This window comes from Prevotella sp. E15-22 (assembly GCF_023204875.1).
In the GTDB taxonomy this organism is placed as follows: Bacteria; Bacteroidota; Bacteroidia; order Bacteroidales; family Bacteroidaceae; genus Prevotella.
The window spans coordinates 3,091,156-3,110,421 of sequence record NZ_CP096247.1 but is presented as its reverse complement, the minus strand read 5'-3'; the positions used below and the strand labels follow the sequence as shown (position 1 = coordinate 3,110,421).

Below are 19,266 nucleotides of genomic sequence, written 5' to 3'. Positions count from 1 at the left end.
AATTATTACGAACCCATGCGGGCCTGTGCATCCAGTCCAGCTCCTGTACCTTTGTACTTGCTGCGGGTGGCATTGAAGCGATAGATGAGCGTTGTCACCAGTTTGTGGGTTGAGTAACGGTTGGTCTGGCGGAACCAGTTGTAACCCAGGTCGCCCACCTCGTTCACATGATGACGCTGCAAGCAGTCGAGCACACCCACACGGGCGATGAGCGAACGGTCCCTGAGGAAACTCTTCTGTGCAAACAAACCCAGACGCAGGCTGTTGGTGTCGTTGTAGAAATTATATGAGTTACCCTTAGAGCGGAACATCATGTTAACATCAAACTGCCAGCCATGCTGGAGCGAAAAGGTGTTAAAGGCATTCACGGTGTAAGTGGGCTTGTTGCAATATACACGATACTGGTGGTTATGAGGTCCCTCCACATCCAGATATAAATCCTGCTTATCGACACCCAACGTAGCGTTGAGCGACCAGATGCCCACACGTGGTGTGAGCGACAGATAGGCACTCAGCGTTTTGATGGGCTTATCCAGATTACAATGCTTGACGAGTGTGGCATCCTCCTGGGCCGTGTTGATATACGTCCACTGGATGATGGCATTCTTGGTATGCTCGTATGAGGCCGAGAAGTTGATCCACTTCCACGCCAGGTTCAGCGTCAGGTCGCGGATGCGCTCGTTCTGCAACTGCGAGTTGCCAGCCTGCAGGGTATAGCGACTGATATAGGTGACGGCATCGTTCATGGCGAAAAAGCTGGGACGGTCGGTCTTGAGGCTATAGGAAAGGCTTGCCTGCACCTTGCCTAACGTAACTGAATAGGATGCTGTGGGGAACCACTCGTCCATCGAACGATGCAGGAAGTCGTTATTGCTGGCATCGTCGTAATCCAAGCGTGTGTGCTCGTAGCGTAAGCCTGCACTGGCGTTACCATATTGGCCAAAGTCGCAGCCATACTCGGCAAAGGCGGCGATATTATTTTCTTTGATATCGGCATCGGTATTGGCGATGGTACTCTTGTCTATCCAATAGGTGTTGTTGCGCTTCACAAAACTCATCTCAGTGCCTGCATCCAGCGAACCCTTCCAGATGGGGTAGGAGAGCACTAGCTTGGCAGCATACAGTCGATTGTCCGTGTCCGACTTGCTGCGCACGAAGTCGTTCTGTATCTGACTCAGTTCCACGTTCTCGCGATTGGTATCGGTGCCGCTTTTCATGAAGTCGAAGTTGAAGTCGATGCCCAACTTGCCCACCTTCCCATTATAGTAGGTGTTGGTGAGCAGACCAAGAGGCTTGGTTTCGCTGCTGGTCTGGTGCGAGTACAGATGGTCAATCAGGGTGCCGTTCTCAAATACATCTTCATCATAAATCACTTGGTTGGTGCCGCTGCCAGGACGGTGTGTCAATTCGGCACGCACACCCATTGAGTGGTTGTCGTCCAACTGCCAGTTTACACCAGCACTATAGGTGAGTTGGTTGTGCTTCCACGTCATGGTGTAGGGACCATACTGCAGGAATGTCTTCTGGTTGGTCATGGTCTTGTCTTCAATGGTGCTGTACTGGCGGTAGTCCTGATGATAGAAATACAACTGTCCAAACACGTCGACACCGTTCTTGCGGTAGTTGGCACCCAGTTTCACCTGCGGTCGGTCGAAGTCGTAACGCAGGTCGCGCTCGTTCGAGAGCGTCGCATTCAGTCCTAAGCCTTCGCCCTGCAACTTCCTGGTACGAATACGCACCACGGCACGTATCTGTGCATCGTACTGAGCCCCAGGGTTGTTGATTACCTCAACATCGCGAATATCCTCGCTGCGCAGGCGCTTCAACTCGCTATCGTCGCGCATTCTGCGGCCATTGATATAAATGAGTGGCGTGCCCTTGCCCAATACCTCGGGCGACTCGTCTGTACCTGTCATACCTGGCACTTTTACTAATAACTCGCCCAAAGTGCCTGACGATGCCAGTGGTGTGCCCTCGATACGGGTGATCATCGCATTACCCTTGAGGCGCGTGTGAGGGAGGCCGCCTTTGACGACGACCTCCTTCAGGTTTAATAACTTGTTTACAGATTCTATGGAGTCTTGGGGCTCTTGTGCCCAGCTTGTCGTGCAGGCCAGTGCCAAGGCTATGATAGTGAGATGACTTTTCTTCATGATGCTTTTGAATTAGAATTCCACGCGATAGGCGATGTTGGGGAAGGTGAGTGAGGTGAACTTATCCACAATATCGTGGGTCTGCAGGTCGAACGTCTGACCCTGGAAGGTCTTCATCTGCAGATATTCCAGGATGATGTGGTGCGCCGTGTGCTGTTTGTTGATGGTGTACTTCACTGAGAAAGCATAGCCCACGTTCATACCCTTCTGCTTAGTATAGGGATCCATGCCTTCGTCAATGGGGATTGACTTGTCTGGGCGTTTCATCACATCCTCGAAGGTGATGCCATCAGGGATGGGGGTATAGCGGTCGCCACCCATCATCGTGAGTCGGCCGTTGATGCCAAAGACATTCTTCTTGCCTTTACCAATCATCCACTCTTTGCCACCAAGGATATTGGTGATATAGCGGCGATCGTGGCGCGAATGGTGCCACTGACCTTGAGCGTCGCGATATTCCGACTTGAACAGGGTGGCTGTGACCATGCCATAGAAGCCATCCTTCAGATAGCGCTCCAACGTGAGGTCGATACCATAGTTGCGACCAGCGCCCTTGTTGACCAAAGCACGGTCTTGGAAGAAGTTGCGATGATTCAGTATCGAATAGGTCGTGCCATCCTCTACGGGTACATCGAACAGCCACTGCCAGTAGGGTTCTACCTTCAGCATGATGTTCTCGCCCAGGCGCTGGGCAAACGATGCTGAGATGTGATGAGAACGAGTAAGACCGAGGTTCTTATTGGGATTCTTGTCATTCATCAGCACGAAATAGGTATCGGTGGTTTCCTTACGACTGTTCATGGCGTAGGCTACAGAGAAGGTGCTGGATGGTGATGTCTTATACTGCATGCTGACGCGAGGCTCTACCAGCCACTGGTCGTTCAGGTTGAACCACATGACATTGACACCAGTCACTGTTGACAAGCGACTGCTGAGTGCCACCTTGTGATTGGTGTAAAGACGGGTGAGACCCGTGTTGCCTTCAGAATCGTACACGCGATAGAGGGGACCACCCGTCTCGTGGATATAGTCCATCCAGGTATGGAAGTCGAGGTGTTGATGCTCGAAGCCATTCTGCATAGTGTATCGTGATGAGAATTTGTGTTGGTGTTGGGTGCTGATGATGACGTTCCACAGTGAGTTACGACCAGCCATTTCAGGCATCATGTTCATCGCAGCATCGTAGTCGTTCACGCCCAACTTGCGATAGGAACCAGTAAAGGCCACGCTGGAATGGAGCGTGCCTCCAGAACGGAGGCGGAAGTGATGGTTGAGGCCCACAGCACAGTTTTTCTGGCGCGACCATGAGTCGTTCATGTCCCACAATGTCTCCCAGTCAGACACATCGGGCACCTCGTTCTCGTAGCGGTCTATCAGTCCTGTGAACCACACGGCAAAGGTGCCTGCCTTCTGCGTCGGCATGTTCAACTTGAAACTCAGGTCCTGATAGTCGAGTGTCTCTTTCTCCATATTGATGGCATGCAGTTTCTTGGCTATCTCGAGGAAACTATAACGATAGTTCACCAGGTACGAAGCCTTGGAGCCCTTTGCAAGTGGACCTTCGGAGGCAAAATCGACACCCAGCGTGCCCACCTGAATGGCATGTTCGTACTTGGTATTATTACCCACGCGCATCTTCATATCGAAAGCGCCAGAGAGGGCGTTGCCATACTCGGCTGGCATCGCTCCCGTGAGGAAGTCGCTGTTGGCCAGTACGGTGCCGTTCAATGAGGTGAACACGCCACCGCCGGCCTCAGTTATCTCGGCAAAGTGGTTGGGATTAGGTACTTCCACACCTTCAACACGCCACTGCAGCATCTGGGGCGAGTTGCCATGAATAGAGATGCCATTGGTGGCACCACCCGTAGCCACACCTGCAAACATGGAAGCCGTACGGGCAGGGTCGGACATGCCGCCGGCATAGCGGCTGGCCTCCTCTACACTGAACATGCGAGCACCCACTTGTGCCATCTCGTTTAGTGGCAACTGCTTGTTGACGCGTGGCTTGATGACCACCTCGCCCATTTCGGATACATTTTCGCGCATCCTCAATGTGAGTACCAACTCCTTACCTGATGATACCAACTGCTCTTTCAGCAATACGGGCTCATAGCCAATGTAGCTGGCGCGAACAGCATGGCGCCCTACGGGTACATTATGAATAACAAAGTTTCCTTCTGCATCAGAGACGGTGGCCAGTGTTGTACCATTCTCCACCGTTATTGTTACGCCAATCATTGGCTCGCCAGAGGCCACGTCGCATACTTGTCCACGAACGGTCTGCGTGGCCTGTGCCATGACCTCAGTAGCACATAGCAGCATCAGGGCTGCTCCTAAAATCAATCTTTTCATCTTTTCGTCTTTTTTCTATTTCATCGTTTTTTGACGCTGCAAAAGTATAAAAAAATGCAGAATACACCATAGTTATGGGATATTCTGCATGATTATGTGATGAATGGAGAATCGCGTTAACTGTTTATCGATTCTCATGATGTCATACGACTACCACACCAGTGCTCGCTTCTCTTTGGGAAGGAACATCTTGTCGTTGGCTTTAATGCCAAAGGCCTCGTACCAGGTGTCAATCATTGGCAGGGCTGCTGTGACACGGATGCGGTTGGGAGAGTGTACGTCACTGTTGACAAGCATAGCGGTATACTCTGGTGTGCTGTTGCTGGCCCATACACGAGCGTAGGCCAGGTAGAAACGCTGGGCAGGTGTGAAACCGTTGATGGTCTTCAGGGGTTCCTGCTTCATGCGGTCCTGGAAGGCACGGAAAGAGATGTTCAGTCCGCCGTTGTCACTCACGTTCTCGCCCAGGGTCTTCTCGCCGTTCACCTTTAAGCCAGGTACAGCCTCCTGCTCAGAGAACCAGTCGGCAATCACCTTGGTGCGCTTGTCGTAGTTGGCTTTGTCTTCGGCTGTCCACCAGTTGGCCAGATTGCCATTCTTGTCAAACAGACAACCCTGATCATCGAAGCCGTGGGTCATCTCGTGTCCCATGATGACACCAATGGCACCATAGTTTGAGGCATAGTCGGCCTCAGGATCGAAGAAGGGCGGCTGCAGGATGGCAGCAGGGAAGTTGATGCTGTTGAACAGTGGGTGATAGAAGGCGTTGACTGTCTGGGGAGAGCAGGGCATCTCGGTCTTGTCAACGGGCTGGCGCCAGTGCTTGCGGATGCTGGCCTTGCGCATCTCCTGTGTGATACGGATGAAGTTCTCCACCAGGTTCTCCTGTTCGCGGATGTCGATATATTTCTCCATATCCTGCCACTTGTCAGGATAGCCGGCATTGATATGTATGGCGTGCAACTTCTCCAGGGCTTTCGCCTTCGTAGAGTCGCTCATCCAGGTGTTCTCCTTCAGACGCTCTTCAAAGGCTTTCTGAAGGTCTTTGATGAGTTTTACCACACGCTGTTTGCTGGTCTCGGGGAAGTACTCCTTGGCATAGAGCTTGCCGATGGTCTCGCCCAGGCTGCCGCTGATGGTGCTGACAGCGCGCTTCCAGCGGGGCTTTTGTTCCTGAACACCGCTGATGGCCTTGTCGGCCTCGAACATGCGGTCGGTGAAGGCGTCAGAGAGGAAACCTGCGTATGAGTTGATGATATGCAGTTCCATGTAGGCTTTCAAGTCGTCGACAGAGGTGTTGGCGAGGATGTCCTCAACGACATGCAGAGGCTCCAGCTGACTCACGTCTATCACGTCGATGTCCTGAGGATAGCCCATGACGTCGCGATAGGTTACCCAGTCGATGCCCTTGAAGTCATTGAGCAACTGGTCCCACGTCATGATATGAATGGTCTTCTGAGGATCGCGTTGGTCCACCTGGTTCAGGGTTTTGATACCAATCTTATGCTCGATGGCCCATTCGGCCTGCATCATGCGCTCGGCGTCTTTGTCGTTATAGCCCACCATCTTGAGAAGGTCCTTATTAAGACTCTTGATGGCATTGACAGTGGCCTGCTGTTGCTCGTTGGGATTGTCGTAATACTCCTGAGGCAGTGATGCACCGCCATGACCTGCGCCCATCATATACTCTGATGAGTTATAGGGGTTCAGACTCAGACCAATGCCGAAGGGAGCGGTGTTAAAGCCTTTGGCGTCGAAAGCGTACATCAGTTTCAAAGCTTCCTCGCGGGTCTTGATGGCGCGTACCTGCTTCAGGTAGGGCAGGATGGGCTCGTAGCCCATCTTGTTGCGACTGATAGAGTCCATATAGAGACGATAGAGAGAACCAATCTTCTGACCGTCGGAACCTTGGGGCAGGTCTCTCTTCTCGGCATACATCATAATCAGGTTGTTGATGCGCTTCTTGTTCAGTTCCTCGAGATCGGTAAAGGCGCCGTTTTCAGGATGCTCCTTGTCCAGTGGATTGTTCTTCAGCCATCCGCCTACGGCATACTGCCAGAAGTCATTACCTGGTTTCACACTCAAGTCCATATCGGACTTGTTTACCTGTGCCATGCCTGTCATGCTGACGAAAGTCATGGTCAGGCAGAAAAGAATCTTTTTCATTTTCTTATATTGATGATTGTTATTTATTTCTCTTCAATCTGTTCCAAAATGCTCTTGGCTGCATTCACGGCCTTGCAGTGGAAGTAATATCCGATGAGTCCGCCAATAGCCGCACCAAAGAGGATGGGCAGGGTCAGCCAAAGTGGGTTCACCCCTGAAATATTGTTTTTCCAGGCAAACTCGTAGCATGCCCAACCAATCCAGGGGATCATGAGGGCTGGGGTGACGTAGTGCAGCCAGTTGTCATACTGCTTCTTGAACTTCGTCATGACACGTGCCACGGTAGCCAGGTCGCTCGTCATGTAGTTTAGCTTGTCTACAGGACGGTGGATATAAATCGTGGCAATGGTGCAGAAGATGAGCATGGCACCCGTAACAGCGGTGAACGTCCAACTCCATGCATGTGTGAAGGTGTTGAAGGGAAAAGTGAGGAAGGCAATGATAGCAGCAATGAAGCATACGTTCTTTGTCTTGCTAATATCTTTGTTCTTCACCTTCATAATCTCGCGGATAAGGTGATCATTGACAATCTCCTGTTTGTTAAGCTGTTCCTTGAGCGCGGCCATCTGTTGGCGCATCTCGTCGAAATACTGTTCTTCCATATTTACATCTTTTTTAGTTGTTCTTTGATTCTAAAGAGTTTGGTGGCCACGTTCTGGGCTGTGATACCCACCACGGCTCCAATCTCATCGTAACTCATACCTTCGAGCCATAGCATTACGATGGCCCTGTCGACATAGGCCAGTTTGCTGATGCGCTCGTGTAGCACACGTGCCTGTTTGCTGTTGGCATCATTATCCTCGAAGAGGTTGACGTCCATGGCCAGGGGTACCTTCTTTACCTCGCGCTTCTTTTTGCGCTCCATGGTTAGGCAGGTGTTCAAGGCCACACGGTAGATCCATGTGTCAATCTTACTCTCCTCGCGAAAACCTTTGATACCCTTCCACATGTTGATGAGGGTTTCTTGGAAGAGGTCTTGCACCTCGTCCTCGTCGTTCGAGAACATATAGCACACAGTATAGATGGTGCTTTTGTGCTCTCGAGCTAACCGGGCAAACATTTCTTCTTCTTGTTTCATCTTCCTAACAGGTTTTGTACATTAGATGTCAGGTACAACTAAAAAATTACAGAAATAACAGTATTTTTTTTATTTTTCTTTCTTGTGCCTAGTTTTTGATGTCTACGCCGCCAAAGAAATTGTCGGCTACAATATGGATGCATGGGGTGGAAGGGTCGGCGGTGCGCATGGCCTGGTTGCTGACACCACCAAAGAAACAACGGCTTTTTACTACGACGTTGACCGTGCTTGGCACATAGAGCTCAATACCCCCGCAGAAGGTGTGGATGTCAATCTCTTCGTCCTCGGTGATGATGGCTTCGCGCAGGTCCATGCGGATACCTCCGCAGAAGGCATCGAGACGAGCACCATGGAATGGCTCGCCATGAAAGATATACTCATCGCCGCCATAGTGTACGCTGCATACGATTCGTTTGCCGTCTTCGTTAATGGGAACTTGGCGTTGTAGCCACTGGTCGGGGTCGTGACGATAGCTGTTAACAATGGTTCCGGCACCCACATAGAGAAGTAATGCTGGGGCAATATATGCCGTCCAAGGCTGACTCCACAACCAATCGTTCTCAATGATGCCCCACATGTTGGCCAGCTTCCACAGGCCGGCCACAATCAATAATAGTCCAATAATCGTTCTTGGTTTCATAATCTGACGTTTTTAAATATTACTTTTGATGCAAAAGTATAAAATTATCTATTTTCCACCAAAGATTTGGGATATTCTGCAGGGAAATGTGACGAGTGGAGGGAAAAATGCAATAAATGTGATGAATGACAGCACTTTTTCTGCTTCCGTTTTTTTCTTTCGCAATATTTTATTACCTTTGTCGGCTGTATGAATAAAGAAAGAAATCAAACCATATCCACTCGCGCTATTAGTACGACGTTTGTTATTGTTGCATTGGCGGTATTCAAGCCTTTCGGACTTGATACCTGGCAGTGGCAAGCTTATGTGCATCTGGCTGTCTTATGGATCATCGGCATCTCGATATGTATGCTGACAGGTCTCATCCTGAAATATGTTGTTCGTATGCCTCGCTCTTATGAAAAGGGAGTCGAGTATGTTATTCGTCGTAATCTTTGGTTCCAGCTTATCAATACGCCGCTGGTAGCATTGTCTGTTTGTTTTTATCGACATTTCGTGCTGAGCAATGGGACGGAAAACAACCAGCTGTCGGTGGTTAACTTTATAGAATCGTTATTGATTATAGCCTTTTGTTCGTTTACCATCGGTCTTTATTGGCGCTTCAAGTTCCGTAGTAAGTTCCTAAAGGTGGAACTGGAAGAGACAAAGCAGTTGAACGACCAACTGACAAAGGTAGAGAAGGTGGAACGGGAAGAGGTGGCAGAGAAAGGAGGAGCGCTGGTGCTTACAGGTACGACGAACGATACTGTAACCCTCCAGGTGGCCGACTTGCTTTATGTTGAGGCTGTTGGCAACTATGTAAAGGTGTGTCGTTTGCGCGAGGGTGTGGTGCAAACAGACATGTTGCGTGCCACTTCTAAGCAGATAGAGGATGAACTGAGAGACTATCCCATGGTGGTGCGTTGCCATCGTGCTTTCCTTGTTAATCTGGCTCAGGTTGAGCAGGTTGTTTCGCATGCTGGCTCCATGCAGTTGATGATAAAACATAGTCACGATGCCATTCCGGTGTCGCGTAGTAATATGACACAAGTAAAAGAAGCCATCAAGGAAATTTGATGGCTTCTTTTTTATGTTGTTCAACTGTGTTATGCCTTTCTTAATGGCAGGTCGACGATAAAGCGACAGCCGTCGTGATAATTCTCGTCCAGGGTCAGGTCGCCACCTAGGTTCTGTGCATGTCGCTTGGCTAGGGGGAGTCCAAGTCCTAGTCCTTCCGAAAGGTCGTCTACCTTGGTGAAGAACTTAAACATCAACTCGCGATCGGACTCAGCAATACCTTTGCCCGTATCCTGTACAATGAATCGGATCCTGTCGCCGACAACCGATACGCTTAGTGATACGTTCTTGCCATCGGAGTATTTTGCTGCATTGTAAAGCAATTCACGCAGGCAGCGCATGATGTACAGATGATTGCTCTGGAAACAGAAATTATCGTCTACCTCCGAGTGATAGGTGACAGGAACATCGGGGTAGTGTTCCTTTAGGTAGTGCAGAGTTTCGCGTCCCACCTCATTACAAGGTACCATATCCATTTGTGGACTGTTCAATTCTTCGGTGAATGCCGCATCGGAGCTGTCGAACAGCATGGATACCAAACGATAAAGCAGTTTGGCGTTATGATCCATTGTCTTAGTGATACTCTTCATATCGTCTTCCGAAGGTTGGGTGCTGGCCGAATCTCTGAGCACTTGCGCAAAACCCATGATGATGTTTAATGGGGTGCGAATCTGGTGTGTCACGTTCTGGATGAAGGCAGTCTTCTGACGATCGCTCTCTTCAGCCAGTCGGGTGGCCACTACCAACTCCTCGTTGCGGTGTTGCGTCTGCTCTGAGGTGTAGCGAACACTACCCATGTGGAAATTCAGTGATTCCAGCATAGCGGCAAAACTGTTTTGCAGTCGTCCCACGGCATCTATGCGATTGCTGCGTGGAATGTGTACTTCCATGTTGCCTTCGGCAATGCTCCTTGTCTTCTTGAGTAATTCGTGGAGCGGTCCGATGGCACGTGCCACGGCTCTACGACATAGCAGAAGGATGACAGCCAGTCCGATGATGAGTAGTGCTATGACAATATAGGTTTGCTGCTGATAGCCTGCCAGGACATCGCTCTCTGGACATACGAGTGCCATACTCCATGCGGTGCCAGGTACCGGCTGGTAGCACACCAAACATGACTTGCCGTTAATATCTACGGCCATACTGCCTTGCTTGCCTGCAGTCATCTCATGTCCCATGGCTATGAGGCCGGCCTGGTCCTTGGGGTTGGTGTCGTCGAAGATGCTATGGGTAAAGAGGCGCGATGAGTCTGGATGTACATAATAGTTTCCACTCTCGTCAATCATCATGAAGTATGAGTTGGGGTAGGGCTTCTCTTGATTGATAACCTTAGAAAGGCGCAGCAGTGAGAGATCGCTTGAGATAACGCCTACAAATTCCCCGTCGTCGTTGTACAGCGGTTTGCTATAGGAGGCAAGCATGCCGTCAAGTGTCAGCGCCAGTGAGTCGCACTCATCGAAATACACCACCCAGCAAGGGCGGTTTTCATCGCGAGGCATCGAATACCAGATCTTATCAAAGTATTCGTATTGCTCCTCAACAACTGTTGAGATGCTGTCTTTCTCTTGATTATCACCAGTAAGGTAACGATGATTCTTCCTAATAGAATAGGCGGAGAAGTAGCGACCGTGCTGAGGGAAGACATTTGGTTCCATGCTGATGGAACAACCGTCCATATGGGGGTTGAGACGCACAATACGGTTGGAAAGTTCCAGAACAGAGTCGGGGTTCAGGTGGCGCGTTACCAACCAGGAATTGGCATTGGTACCCATCTCGATGGTCAGCATGTTACGATAAACACGCTGCATGGTGGTGCTCAGCACACTGTTAGCACGGTTCACGGCCTCCTTGCGGATGATGTGGCGCGATTGTGAGAACAGTACTCCCAGAGCTATGACAAACGTAGGAACAGACAGGAGGATGATACTCAGACTGAGCTTGTTCGAGAGAGATTTGCGGATGCTAATCATGGTCCACCTCCTTTCTCATCTGTTCGTCGGATGCATTGATGATGTTGTTCAGAATTTCGGCAATGGTTTTACCGTTCTCTTGTATCTCGTCTACCAGCTCATTGATGTTGGCGTTGTCTTTGCACAACTTATGAACATCGTTGCCAATGGTCAGGGCCGGTTTTGTCATCTGGTTTGTCATGTTGTGCAGGAAGGTCGTCTTCATGCGGTCGGCCTTTTGGGCATGGTTATATGCCTTACGCAGACTTTGCTCGTGCTCCTGCAGGGTGGCCTGCAGTTGCTCCAGTTGACCAATGTTATTGGCCAATGACTGCTGCATGTGCTGGAAGTTGTTTTGCAACTTACCTATCTCATCTTCCTGACGACTGTCGGGAATGGGCTCGGTGTAGTTGCCCCTTGTGATACGCTGGGCCGATGCTGTTAGAAGGCGCAGTGGCAATAGTTGGCGATGGATAATGGCACGACTAAGCAGGAAGATGATGAGCAGACCAACGATGGCGATGATAATGACGTAGTACGACAGGTCGTTGTAGTCGCCAAAGATATCGTCTTCTGGATAGATGATTCCAATACTCCAACCAAGGTCCTCTGTTGAGCGTCCTGGAACAACCATGCGTGTGAAGGGCTTATAGAAAACATAGTGGGTGGTGCCTTTCATTGTAAACGACTTGTAGCCAGTCTCTCCCGACAACATGGAGCGTATGGCTTCTTTTATAGTGGGGTCGGCAGCGTGTCGGGATATGGTGAAGGCACTCTGCTGAAGCAGTCTCTCGCCATTGGGATGAACGATAAACGATGCGTCGGAATCCAAAAGTGTGCAGTAGGAGTTGGCCGATGGCTTGCCTTCTAAAACTATTTTAGAAAGCACTCTTAGCGACATGTCGGCACCAATGATGCCTATGGGTTTACCGTCGTCTCCGGGAATAGGCAGACAGAAGGTGATGATAGGTTCCACATGGGTATCCATATCCTCCAAAGGAACCATCCATGTAGGTTTATTGGTGCTCATGGGCTCTTTATACCAAGCCTGTTGAACATATGGCTGATTGTTATACAGCTTCAGTTGCAGAATGGGTGAGTCGTTCCACAAAACAGTGTCGCTTAGCTCGCGATGGAAGTAGGCCATGAAGTTCTTACCATCATTGTAATAACCTGGTTTCATGGCGATGGCCGCTCCCACGATATATGGATTTGATTCCACCAATTGCCTGCAACTGGTTCTCACCATGTCTTGATTGTTAATCTCGGGGCGCAAGTTATAATAGATGTTGCCTGTTGCCTGCTCTATGCTCAACAGGATGTTGTCAATGTGCTCAGTTGTGCATTCCAACGTCTGAGAGGCTTTTCTCAGTGCTTCATCTTTGATGGTTCTTCTGGAGAAATGCAGCAATACAAACAAGGAGGCCATGAGCAGTATAGTCATAGCCGCTACAACCATCAGACTTAAACGAACTGACAAGGTCTTATTGATGATTTTAGTTATTGGCCGCATATCGGCAGCAAATATAGTGAAAAATCATCATAAAACCTTGTCAATCATTCCAAAATTATGTTAAATCGCTATGTTTCACATTCTTGCCTTTTGTTTTTCTCCGGCACCAGAGCCACGATATTTGCTGCGTGCTTCGTTGAATTTCCATGTGAGGTCGAGCACAAACGTGCGACGGGCAGGGTTAAAGGCGGTTAGCTCGCGCATGCCGTAAATAATGGTCTCGCTCTTGTTGGTGTTGAAGATATCGTTGCAGCGTATGTCTGCGGTCAGTGTGCCAAAGGTGTTCAGGCTGAAGTCGCGCTGAATGCCCAACAAGGTATTAAAACTCTCGCGCGTAACGCGGTAGTTGTTGTAGTCGCCTTTTGTGCTGTAGGCAGCACGTATATTCAGACGGTAACCCTTGGGTAACTCGATGTCGTTCTGCCAGGAGAAACTGTAGTATGGGCGTTTCAGGGTGATGGTAGAACCATCGGCCGTTGGCGACTTGTAATCCTGAAAAATGGCATAGAAGCTCCATGAGGGATGCCAGCAGCCTATAGTGGGACGGGCCTGAGCGCCTGCCATCAACTGATTATAGTCCTCGTGACTGTTGATGGGACGTACCAAACTGACCAACGGATCGGCGGAACCTGGGAAGGGCTCGGTCGACATGGTCTCTGAGTCCTTCACTCGCGAATAATTCACCGTGGCATTTAGCCACTGATAGGCTCCATTCAGTACCATGCTATGCGTGTAGGTGGGCTTCAAATAGGGGTTGCCGCTCTGATAGGCATAGCGGTTCAGGTATATAGTAGAGTTGGTCAGACTGCTATAGTTGGGGCGCTGGATGTCACGACGGTAGGAGAGTGACAACTGTACCTTACCAACGGGCATGGCCACCACTGCCGTGGGGAACCAGTCACCGTAGTCGCGACACACTTCGTCTTCTTTTTGTCCGAAGTTGTAATAGTCGTTAGTCAGGTGCTCGTAGCGCAGACCCACCTGGGCAAATACTCTGCCAAACTGACGACCATACTCCACGAAGCCTGCAGTGCTCTTTTCGTTAATCTCGCTGTCGGTGGCTTTCACTGGCACCACCTCGGTCGAGGTAAAGGTGTAGGCATCGGTACGGTGGTTGTAAGCATACTCTCCTCCTACCGACAGGTTGCCTTGCCATATAGGATAGGTGAAGATGAGCTTCGATGCCCAGAAGTTATTGCCGCTGTTGGTGTTGCTCTCTATGTTGCGTTGTGTTGGCTGCTGTGTAATAACACCCTGCTCTACCGGTGTTGTTGTCTCACAGGTTCTGCCTGGTGTCTTTGTGTCATCGAAGAGACCGTCCACATTAAAGTCGATGCCTAGTTTGCCTATCTTGCCGTTATAATAGGCGTTGAAGATGTGCTTGTCGAAATTGTCGTCCATCCAGATGCGACTCTCTGAGCGCTCAAGCCATATGCCATTCTCGTAGTTGTCGGTATTAAACTCGCTGTTCATCTCGCCACTGCTGTGACGGTCGTATTTATAAAACGCACCAAAACTGTGGTTCAGGTCAACCATGTAGTTAATCTGCAACTGCGGTGACCAGCCCTTCCACAGCTGTTTGGTCTCCTGCTTGGTCTTTCCAAGATATTGGTCGTTGCCTACATAATAGAACATGTCGTCTTCTTGCAGTGACTTGGAGTGACCATAGCGACCTGCCCAGAATGTGGCAGTGACATCGAGACCACCTGTGCGGTAGTTCACATCCAGGTTGTTGTGCAGTGTATGCCCGTACTGATAGTAGCCTGAGAGATTGTCCTGGAAACTCAGCCCCTCGCCCTGTGCTTTCTTCAGTGTGATGCGCACTACGGCCTTGGTCGAAGCGGCATAACGGGCACCGGGGTTCTGCACCACATCGACATGCAGAATCTGATCGGAACGAAGGCGAGAGAGCTCCTTCGTGTCCAGCACCCGGCGTCCATTAATATATACCTCCGCATCGCCGCGACCTGTTACTTTCACTCCACCGTCGCGCTCAGCCTCCAGTAAGGGAATCTTCGAGAGGGCATCGCTCACGGTGCCGGCTTTCTCTAAGATGGTACCTGCCACGGTGGTACGCATGGCATCGCCTTTGGCGCGCGTCTTGGGCAAACGGCCCTTTATGGTTACGCCACTCAGTTCTTGTGTCTGGTTATACCATCTTGTGGTATCCGCATTCAGGCTGTCGCTTTCCTCGGCATGCGCTGTCGCGGGCATCATCATTGCAGCCATCACGGCCGATAAACTCAAAAACAAATGTTTCATTATCCTAAAAATTTTAATGTTTGTACTAAGGCTTTTTGTTGCCATATACATTCGACGCTGCAAAAGTAGAGTTTATTACAGTTTGTGCCAAATAAATGGGATATTCTGCTTCTTTTTGTGACGAATGGTTTGTTTGACTGATGAAAAACATGTATCTTTGCAGCATGATGGACGAGCAAACAAAGAAACTGAAAAAGGACTATCTGCGCTACTTGCGATTGCAGCGCAACATGTCGACCAATACGCTGGATGCCTATGCCCGCGACTTGGATAAGTTGCTGGTGTTCCTCTGTCATCAGGAAAAACATCCGGAACAGGTGGAACTGAGTGACCTTCAACAGTTTGCCGCCGGACTCCACGACATCGGCATTGGGCCGAGGTCGCAATGTCGCATACTGAGTGGCGTTCGTTCGTTCTATCGGTTTATGGTGATGGATGGCTATATGGAAAGCGACCCTACGGAATTGCTCGAGTCGCCTGTGCTGGGTGAACATCTGCCCGAGTTTCTGACAACGCAGGAGGTTGATAAACTGAAAGCTAGTGTTGACGTGTCAAAGCCTGAAGGACATCGTAACCGTGCTATCATTGAAGTATTGTTCTCGTGTGGTTTACGTGTGTCTGAACTGGTCAATCTAAAGTGGTCGCAGGTCTTTACCGAAGAACGCTATCTGCGTATCCTTGGTAAAGGTTCAAAGGAACGTTTGGTGCCCATCTCTAACACGGCACTGAGGGATATAGAGAATTACTTGCCGTGGCGACAGGGACTGAAAATAAAACCGGGTGAGGAGGATTATGTTTTTCTGAACCGTCGCGGTGGTCATCTCACCCGCACCATGATACTCATCATGCTGAAAGAACAAGCATTAGAGGCAGGTATCCAAAAGACCATCTCGCCCCATACCCTGCGCCATTCTTATGCTACGGCACTATTAGAAGGTGGTGCCGATCTCCGTGTTATCCAGGCTTTGCTGGGTCACGAGAGTATCGGCACCACCGAGATCTATACGCACTTGTCTATGCAGACCTTACGCGAAGAGGTGCTGACCCATCATCCGCGTAACATCATGCACTCATCCTAGAAGGGTGCGTGTACTTTCCAATATTTGCAGTAGTTCGTCCATCTTCTCGGTACGTAGCATGGCTATGCGCGTCTGACGGAAGTTGGGAATTGCCTTGAAGATGGGTGTGGCAGCCAGGTGACGACGGGTGTGCAGAATGCCGCGCTTCTCGTCAATGCGCTCCACATTGATGCGCAACTGTTCTTCCAGTACATCCAGTTTTTTGTTGAAATCGAAACTGCTGTCCACCATATTATTATCTATATAGTCGCGAATCTCTTTGAAAATCCATGGACGACCAAAGGTGGCACGACCCACCATGATGGCATCTACGCCATAGCGCTCGAAGGCGGCCTTTGCCTCTTCGGGCGAGGTGATGTCGCCATTGCCAATGATGGGGATGTGGATGCGTGGATTGCGCTTCACCTCACCAATCAGGGTCCAGTCGGCCTCGCCAGTATACATCTGGGCACGGGTGCGACCGTGGATGGTCAGTGCCTGAATGCCGCAGTCCTGCAGTTGCTCGGCCAACTCGGTGATAATCAGTTGATCCTGATTCCAGCCCAGGCGTGTTTTTACGGTGACGGGCAACTTTACGGCGTCCACCACCTTCTTGGTAATCTCCAAAAGTTTGGGGATATTTTGTAGCATGCCGGCGCCAGCACCCTTGCCGGCTACTTTTTTCACAGGACAGCCGAAGTTCAGGTCAATGAGGTCGGGGCCTGCTTGCTCTACAATCTTGGCCGCCTCGACCATGGCGTCCACGTCGCGACCATAGATCTGTATGCCTACAGGTCGCTCCTCGTCGCTGATGGTCAGCTTCTGCTGGGTCGACTTTACATCACGTATCAAGGCCTCGGCGCTCACAAACTCTGTGTAGACCATCGAGGCACCAAAACGCTTGCACAGCAGGCGGAAGCCAATATCGGTAACGTCCTCCATCGGTGCCAGGAACACCGGGTGCGGACCAAATTCAATGTTTCCTATCTTCATGGGTGCAAAGGTAGACATTTTTTTTGAGATAAATATCATAACAACATAAAAAAGGCCATCCTCGCTGGGGTGGCCTTTTTTCCTTTCGAAGTTTTCTCAACTTCCAGAAAGGCTCGTTTTAATTCAAAATAAATGATTCATTTAATATAGAGAAAGCATAGAAATGTATTCTACTCAAAATAGCCGGAGGGCTTATAGAGCGAGTCGCTCTTCACCGAGTCTGTGTTGACCTGATCGTAGGCCATGGCAGGCTCATTGCCCGTGGGCTCGTATCTCAGAGCATAGTCCGACTCGTCGGCCCATACCTTGTCTTCTTTGAACGACTGGTTCAGGGCGGTGCTCAGCGTCAGCAAGATGGCAACTACTGCGGCAGCGCGCATCAATGGACGGATACGGTCGCTGAGGCTAATGATGCGAGCCTTCACCAACATCTTCTCTTCCGTCATCTCCAGCAGGCGTGCATCGAAATCATCGCCCAGTGTCTCGTCTTGCTCCATGGCAGCGAACAAGGGCTTGTACTGGCGCAGGCTCTCGGGCAACTCCTCCTCGCTCTGCTCGAAGAAGGCCTTCAGAATCTGCTCCTCCTTCAAGGTCGTTTCGGCCTCGAAGTAGCGGTCCAGCAGTTGTTCGATGTATTTATAATCCATATTGTTCTTGTTTCAAAAATTCTTGTTTAATTGTTTGTCGGGCTCGGAAGATATTTACCTTTACTTGCTGTTCGGTAATGTCCATCACCGCGGCTATCTCCTTGTATGACTTGCCTTCTACGTCGCGCAACTGCATACAAGTGCGTTGCTTCTCGGGCAGATGGTTCATCAGCGTCCTCACACGTTCCACTTTGTCGCGCTGTACAGCCTGTTCCTCAGGATTGGCGCCGTATGAGTGGTCGGGTGCGTCGTGCCCCTCGTCGTCGAGCGATGCGTCTTGGTTGCTGGCTCGTTTTGTCTTGTCGAGCGCCAAGTTTCGGCAGATAGTGGTACAGAAGGCTTCGATGGATTCTATCTGTTCCCACTGTTCTCGCTTGTTCCAGACTCGGATCATTGTTTCCTGCACCACATCTTCTGCATCCTCGCGATTGAGAGTGATGCGAAGCGCCACGCGGAAGAGTTCATTCTTCAGCGGCAACACGTCGGTGCGAAAACTGATCTTTTTCATCCTCTCTATTTAGTATGACGATTCACGTGGGACAAAGTTACAAATAAAACGAGAAAAAAGCAAATTTTTTATTTGAAAGCTGTGCAAACGAGCTTAGAGAGTGTTAATAAACAAATTAGTTTGGTCAGCAAATCTATGGTGATTGCTAACCAAACTAATTAAAAATGTTTTTATAGAGGGGGATTATTGTATGGCGATCTTCTTGCCTTGGTGGAGGTAGATTCCCTTTTCAGTTGGTCTCTGCATGAAACGACGACCATCTCTGAATCTCAACCACAAATCGTCTCCATCCTGGAACTCGGTGGGGGTACCTGTGCCAGTAGTAGTGCCTTTGCCGCTATGGTTCAGAATGGTAGCGTCCTTGTCCTTGGCAGTTTTGGCATTCTTACCTTTTTTAATGTCAACAACTACGGCCTTGATGGCTGTCTTTACGTTGGTACTGTCAGCGGTGTTGGCCTTGACATTGTCCTGGGCGCAAACCGTTGATGCTGAAAACAGGGCCACGAGCATGCTCATTGCCACTTTGGAATGCAGGATTCCTTTGCAAAGGTTTTTAGCTTTCATTTTTGCGGTTGAAATTAAGTGTAAGTATGTGTATGATTTGTTTAATCGGTGGCAAAGATACAATATATATTTGAATCCACCAAGAATATTGTTATATTTTTTTAGAATTACAAATTATTTCTACATATCTGTGGCAGAATACTTTGGGTTCTAATAATCATATTCGTCGTCATCAAATCCGTCGAATTTGAATTCAAGTTTCTCGTCCTTATTCTCAAACTTATTAAATTCATATTTATAAAACTTAGAGCTTCCTGCCAGCAGGTGGCCCTGCTGTTGAATCGTGACGACCTGCATCTCAGGCTTTGAATATATCTTTTTCATAAT

Annotated in this window: 16 protein-coding genes; 2 read left to right on the top strand and 14 right to left on the bottom strand. The window is 49.7% G+C overall.

The genetic code is table 11. The annotated features are described in order from the left end of the window. Positions 1 to 5: 5 nt before the first annotated feature. The 6 genes from M1D30_RS12775 to M1D30_RS12750 form a co-directional block, all read right to left on the bottom strand. Entirely contained in the window at positions 6 to 2,153 is a 2,148-nt protein-coding gene (locus M1D30_RS12775) for an outer membrane beta-barrel family protein (RefSeq protein WP_248504589.1), read from the bottom strand. Between the two features lie 12 nt (positions 2,154 to 2,165). Continuing rightward, complete coding sequence (locus tag M1D30_RS12770) at positions 2,166 to 4,505, bottom strand: TonB-dependent receptor (RefSeq protein ID WP_248504587.1); 2,340 nt, start codon at positions 4,503 to 4,505, stop codon at positions 2,166 to 2,168. A gap of 150 nt (positions 4,506 to 4,655) precedes the next feature. Further along, positions 4,656 to 6,671: a M13 family metallopeptidase gene (locus M1D30_RS12765; RefSeq protein WP_248504585.1), complete on the bottom strand. Its 2,016-nt coding sequence runs from the start codon at positions 6,669 to 6,671 to the stop codon at positions 4,656 to 4,658. 23 nt (positions 6,672 to 6,694) lie between these two features. Continuing rightward, positions 6,695 to 7,273: a hypothetical protein gene (locus M1D30_RS12760; protein ID WP_248504583.1), complete on the bottom strand. Its 579-nt coding sequence runs from the start codon at positions 7,271 to 7,273 to the stop codon at positions 6,695 to 6,697. 2 nt (positions 7,274 to 7,275) lie between these two features. Further along, positions 7,276 to 7,749 (bottom strand): RNA polymerase sigma factor, encoded by a 474-nt coding sequence (locus M1D30_RS12755; RefSeq protein ID WP_248504581.1) that lies wholly within the window; start codon positions 7,747 to 7,749, stop codon positions 7,276 to 7,278. A gap of 88 nt (positions 7,750 to 7,837) precedes the next feature. Further along, positions 7,838 to 8,389, bottom strand: a complete 552-nt coding sequence (locus tag M1D30_RS12750; RefSeq protein WP_248504579.1) for a LiaF domain-containing protein — start codon at positions 8,387 to 8,389, stop codon at positions 7,838 to 7,840. Between the two features lie 189 nt (positions 8,390 to 8,578). On the opposite strand from M1D30_RS12750, the gene M1D30_RS12745 reads away from it, so the two are divergent. Further along, positions 8,579 to 9,445 carry a LytTR family DNA-binding domain-containing protein gene (locus M1D30_RS12745; protein WP_248504577.1) on the top strand — a complete coding sequence of 289 codons (867 nt, stop codon included), beginning with the start codon at positions 8,579 to 8,581 and terminating at the stop codon, positions 9,443 to 9,445. 29 nt (positions 9,446 to 9,474) lie between these two features. Here the strand turns inward: M1D30_RS12745 and M1D30_RS12740 are convergent, their stop codons facing one another. The 3 genes from M1D30_RS12740 to M1D30_RS12730 form a co-directional block, all read right to left on the bottom strand. After that, on the bottom strand, positions 9,475 to 11,415 hold the full coding sequence (locus tag M1D30_RS12740) for an ATP-binding protein (protein ID WP_248504575.1): 1,941 nt from the start codon (positions 11,413 to 11,415) through the stop codon (positions 9,475 to 9,477). Further along, positions 11,408 to 12,838, bottom strand: a complete 1,431-nt coding sequence (locus tag M1D30_RS12735) for a cache domain-containing protein (RefSeq protein WP_248504572.1) — start codon at positions 12,836 to 12,838, stop codon at positions 11,408 to 11,410. The genes M1D30_RS12740 and M1D30_RS12735 overlap by 8 nt, the downstream gene beginning before the upstream one ends. A 144-nt stretch (positions 12,839 to 12,982) precedes the next feature. Then, a complete protein-coding gene (locus M1D30_RS12730) occupies positions 12,983 to 15,169 on the bottom strand; it encodes an outer membrane beta-barrel family protein (protein WP_248504570.1) in 2,187 nt (728 codons plus the stop codon). 140 nt (positions 15,170 to 15,309) lie between these two features. Here M1D30_RS12730 and M1D30_RS12725 point away from each other — a divergent pair, with 140 nt between their 5' ends. Then, the gene (locus M1D30_RS12725) at positions 15,310 to 16,248 is read left to right on the top strand and encodes a site-specific tyrosine recombinase (protein WP_248504568.1); all 939 of its coding nucleotides are present in this window, start codon (positions 15,310 to 15,312) and stop codon (positions 16,246 to 16,248) included. Here the strand turns inward: M1D30_RS12725 and dusB are convergent. From dusB to M1D30_RS12700, 5 genes are all read right to left on the bottom strand, one after another. Continuing rightward, positions 16,240 to 17,220, bottom strand: a complete 981-nt coding sequence (gene dusB / locus M1D30_RS12720) for a tRNA dihydrouridine synthase DusB (RefSeq protein ID WP_248504566.1) — start codon at positions 17,218 to 17,220, stop codon at positions 16,240 to 16,242. The two genes, M1D30_RS12725 and dusB, sit on opposite strands and share 9 nt — an antisense overlap. 170 nt (positions 17,221 to 17,390) lie before the next feature. Further along, positions 17,391 to 17,867: a pyruvate ferredoxin oxidoreductase gene (locus M1D30_RS12715; RefSeq protein WP_248504564.1), complete on the bottom strand. Its 477-nt coding sequence runs from the start codon at positions 17,865 to 17,867 to the stop codon at positions 17,391 to 17,393. Beyond that, positions 17,857 to 18,375, bottom strand: coding sequence for an RNA polymerase sigma factor (locus M1D30_RS12710; RefSeq protein ID WP_248504562.1), 519 nt, complete (start codon positions 18,373 to 18,375; stop codon positions 17,857 to 17,859). Before M1D30_RS12710 ends, M1D30_RS12715 begins: the two co-directional genes overlap by 11 nt. Before the next feature lie 183 nt (positions 18,376 to 18,558). Next, positions 18,559 to 18,939, bottom strand: coding sequence for a hypothetical protein (locus M1D30_RS12705; RefSeq protein ID WP_248504560.1), 381 nt, complete (start codon positions 18,937 to 18,939; stop codon positions 18,559 to 18,561). 150 nt (positions 18,940 to 19,089) lie between these two features. Next, positions 19,090 to 19,263, bottom strand: coding sequence for a hypothetical protein (locus M1D30_RS12700; RefSeq protein ID WP_248504558.1), 174 nt, complete (start codon positions 19,261 to 19,263; stop codon positions 19,090 to 19,092). Between the last annotated feature and the right edge of the window lie 3 nt (positions 19,264 to 19,266).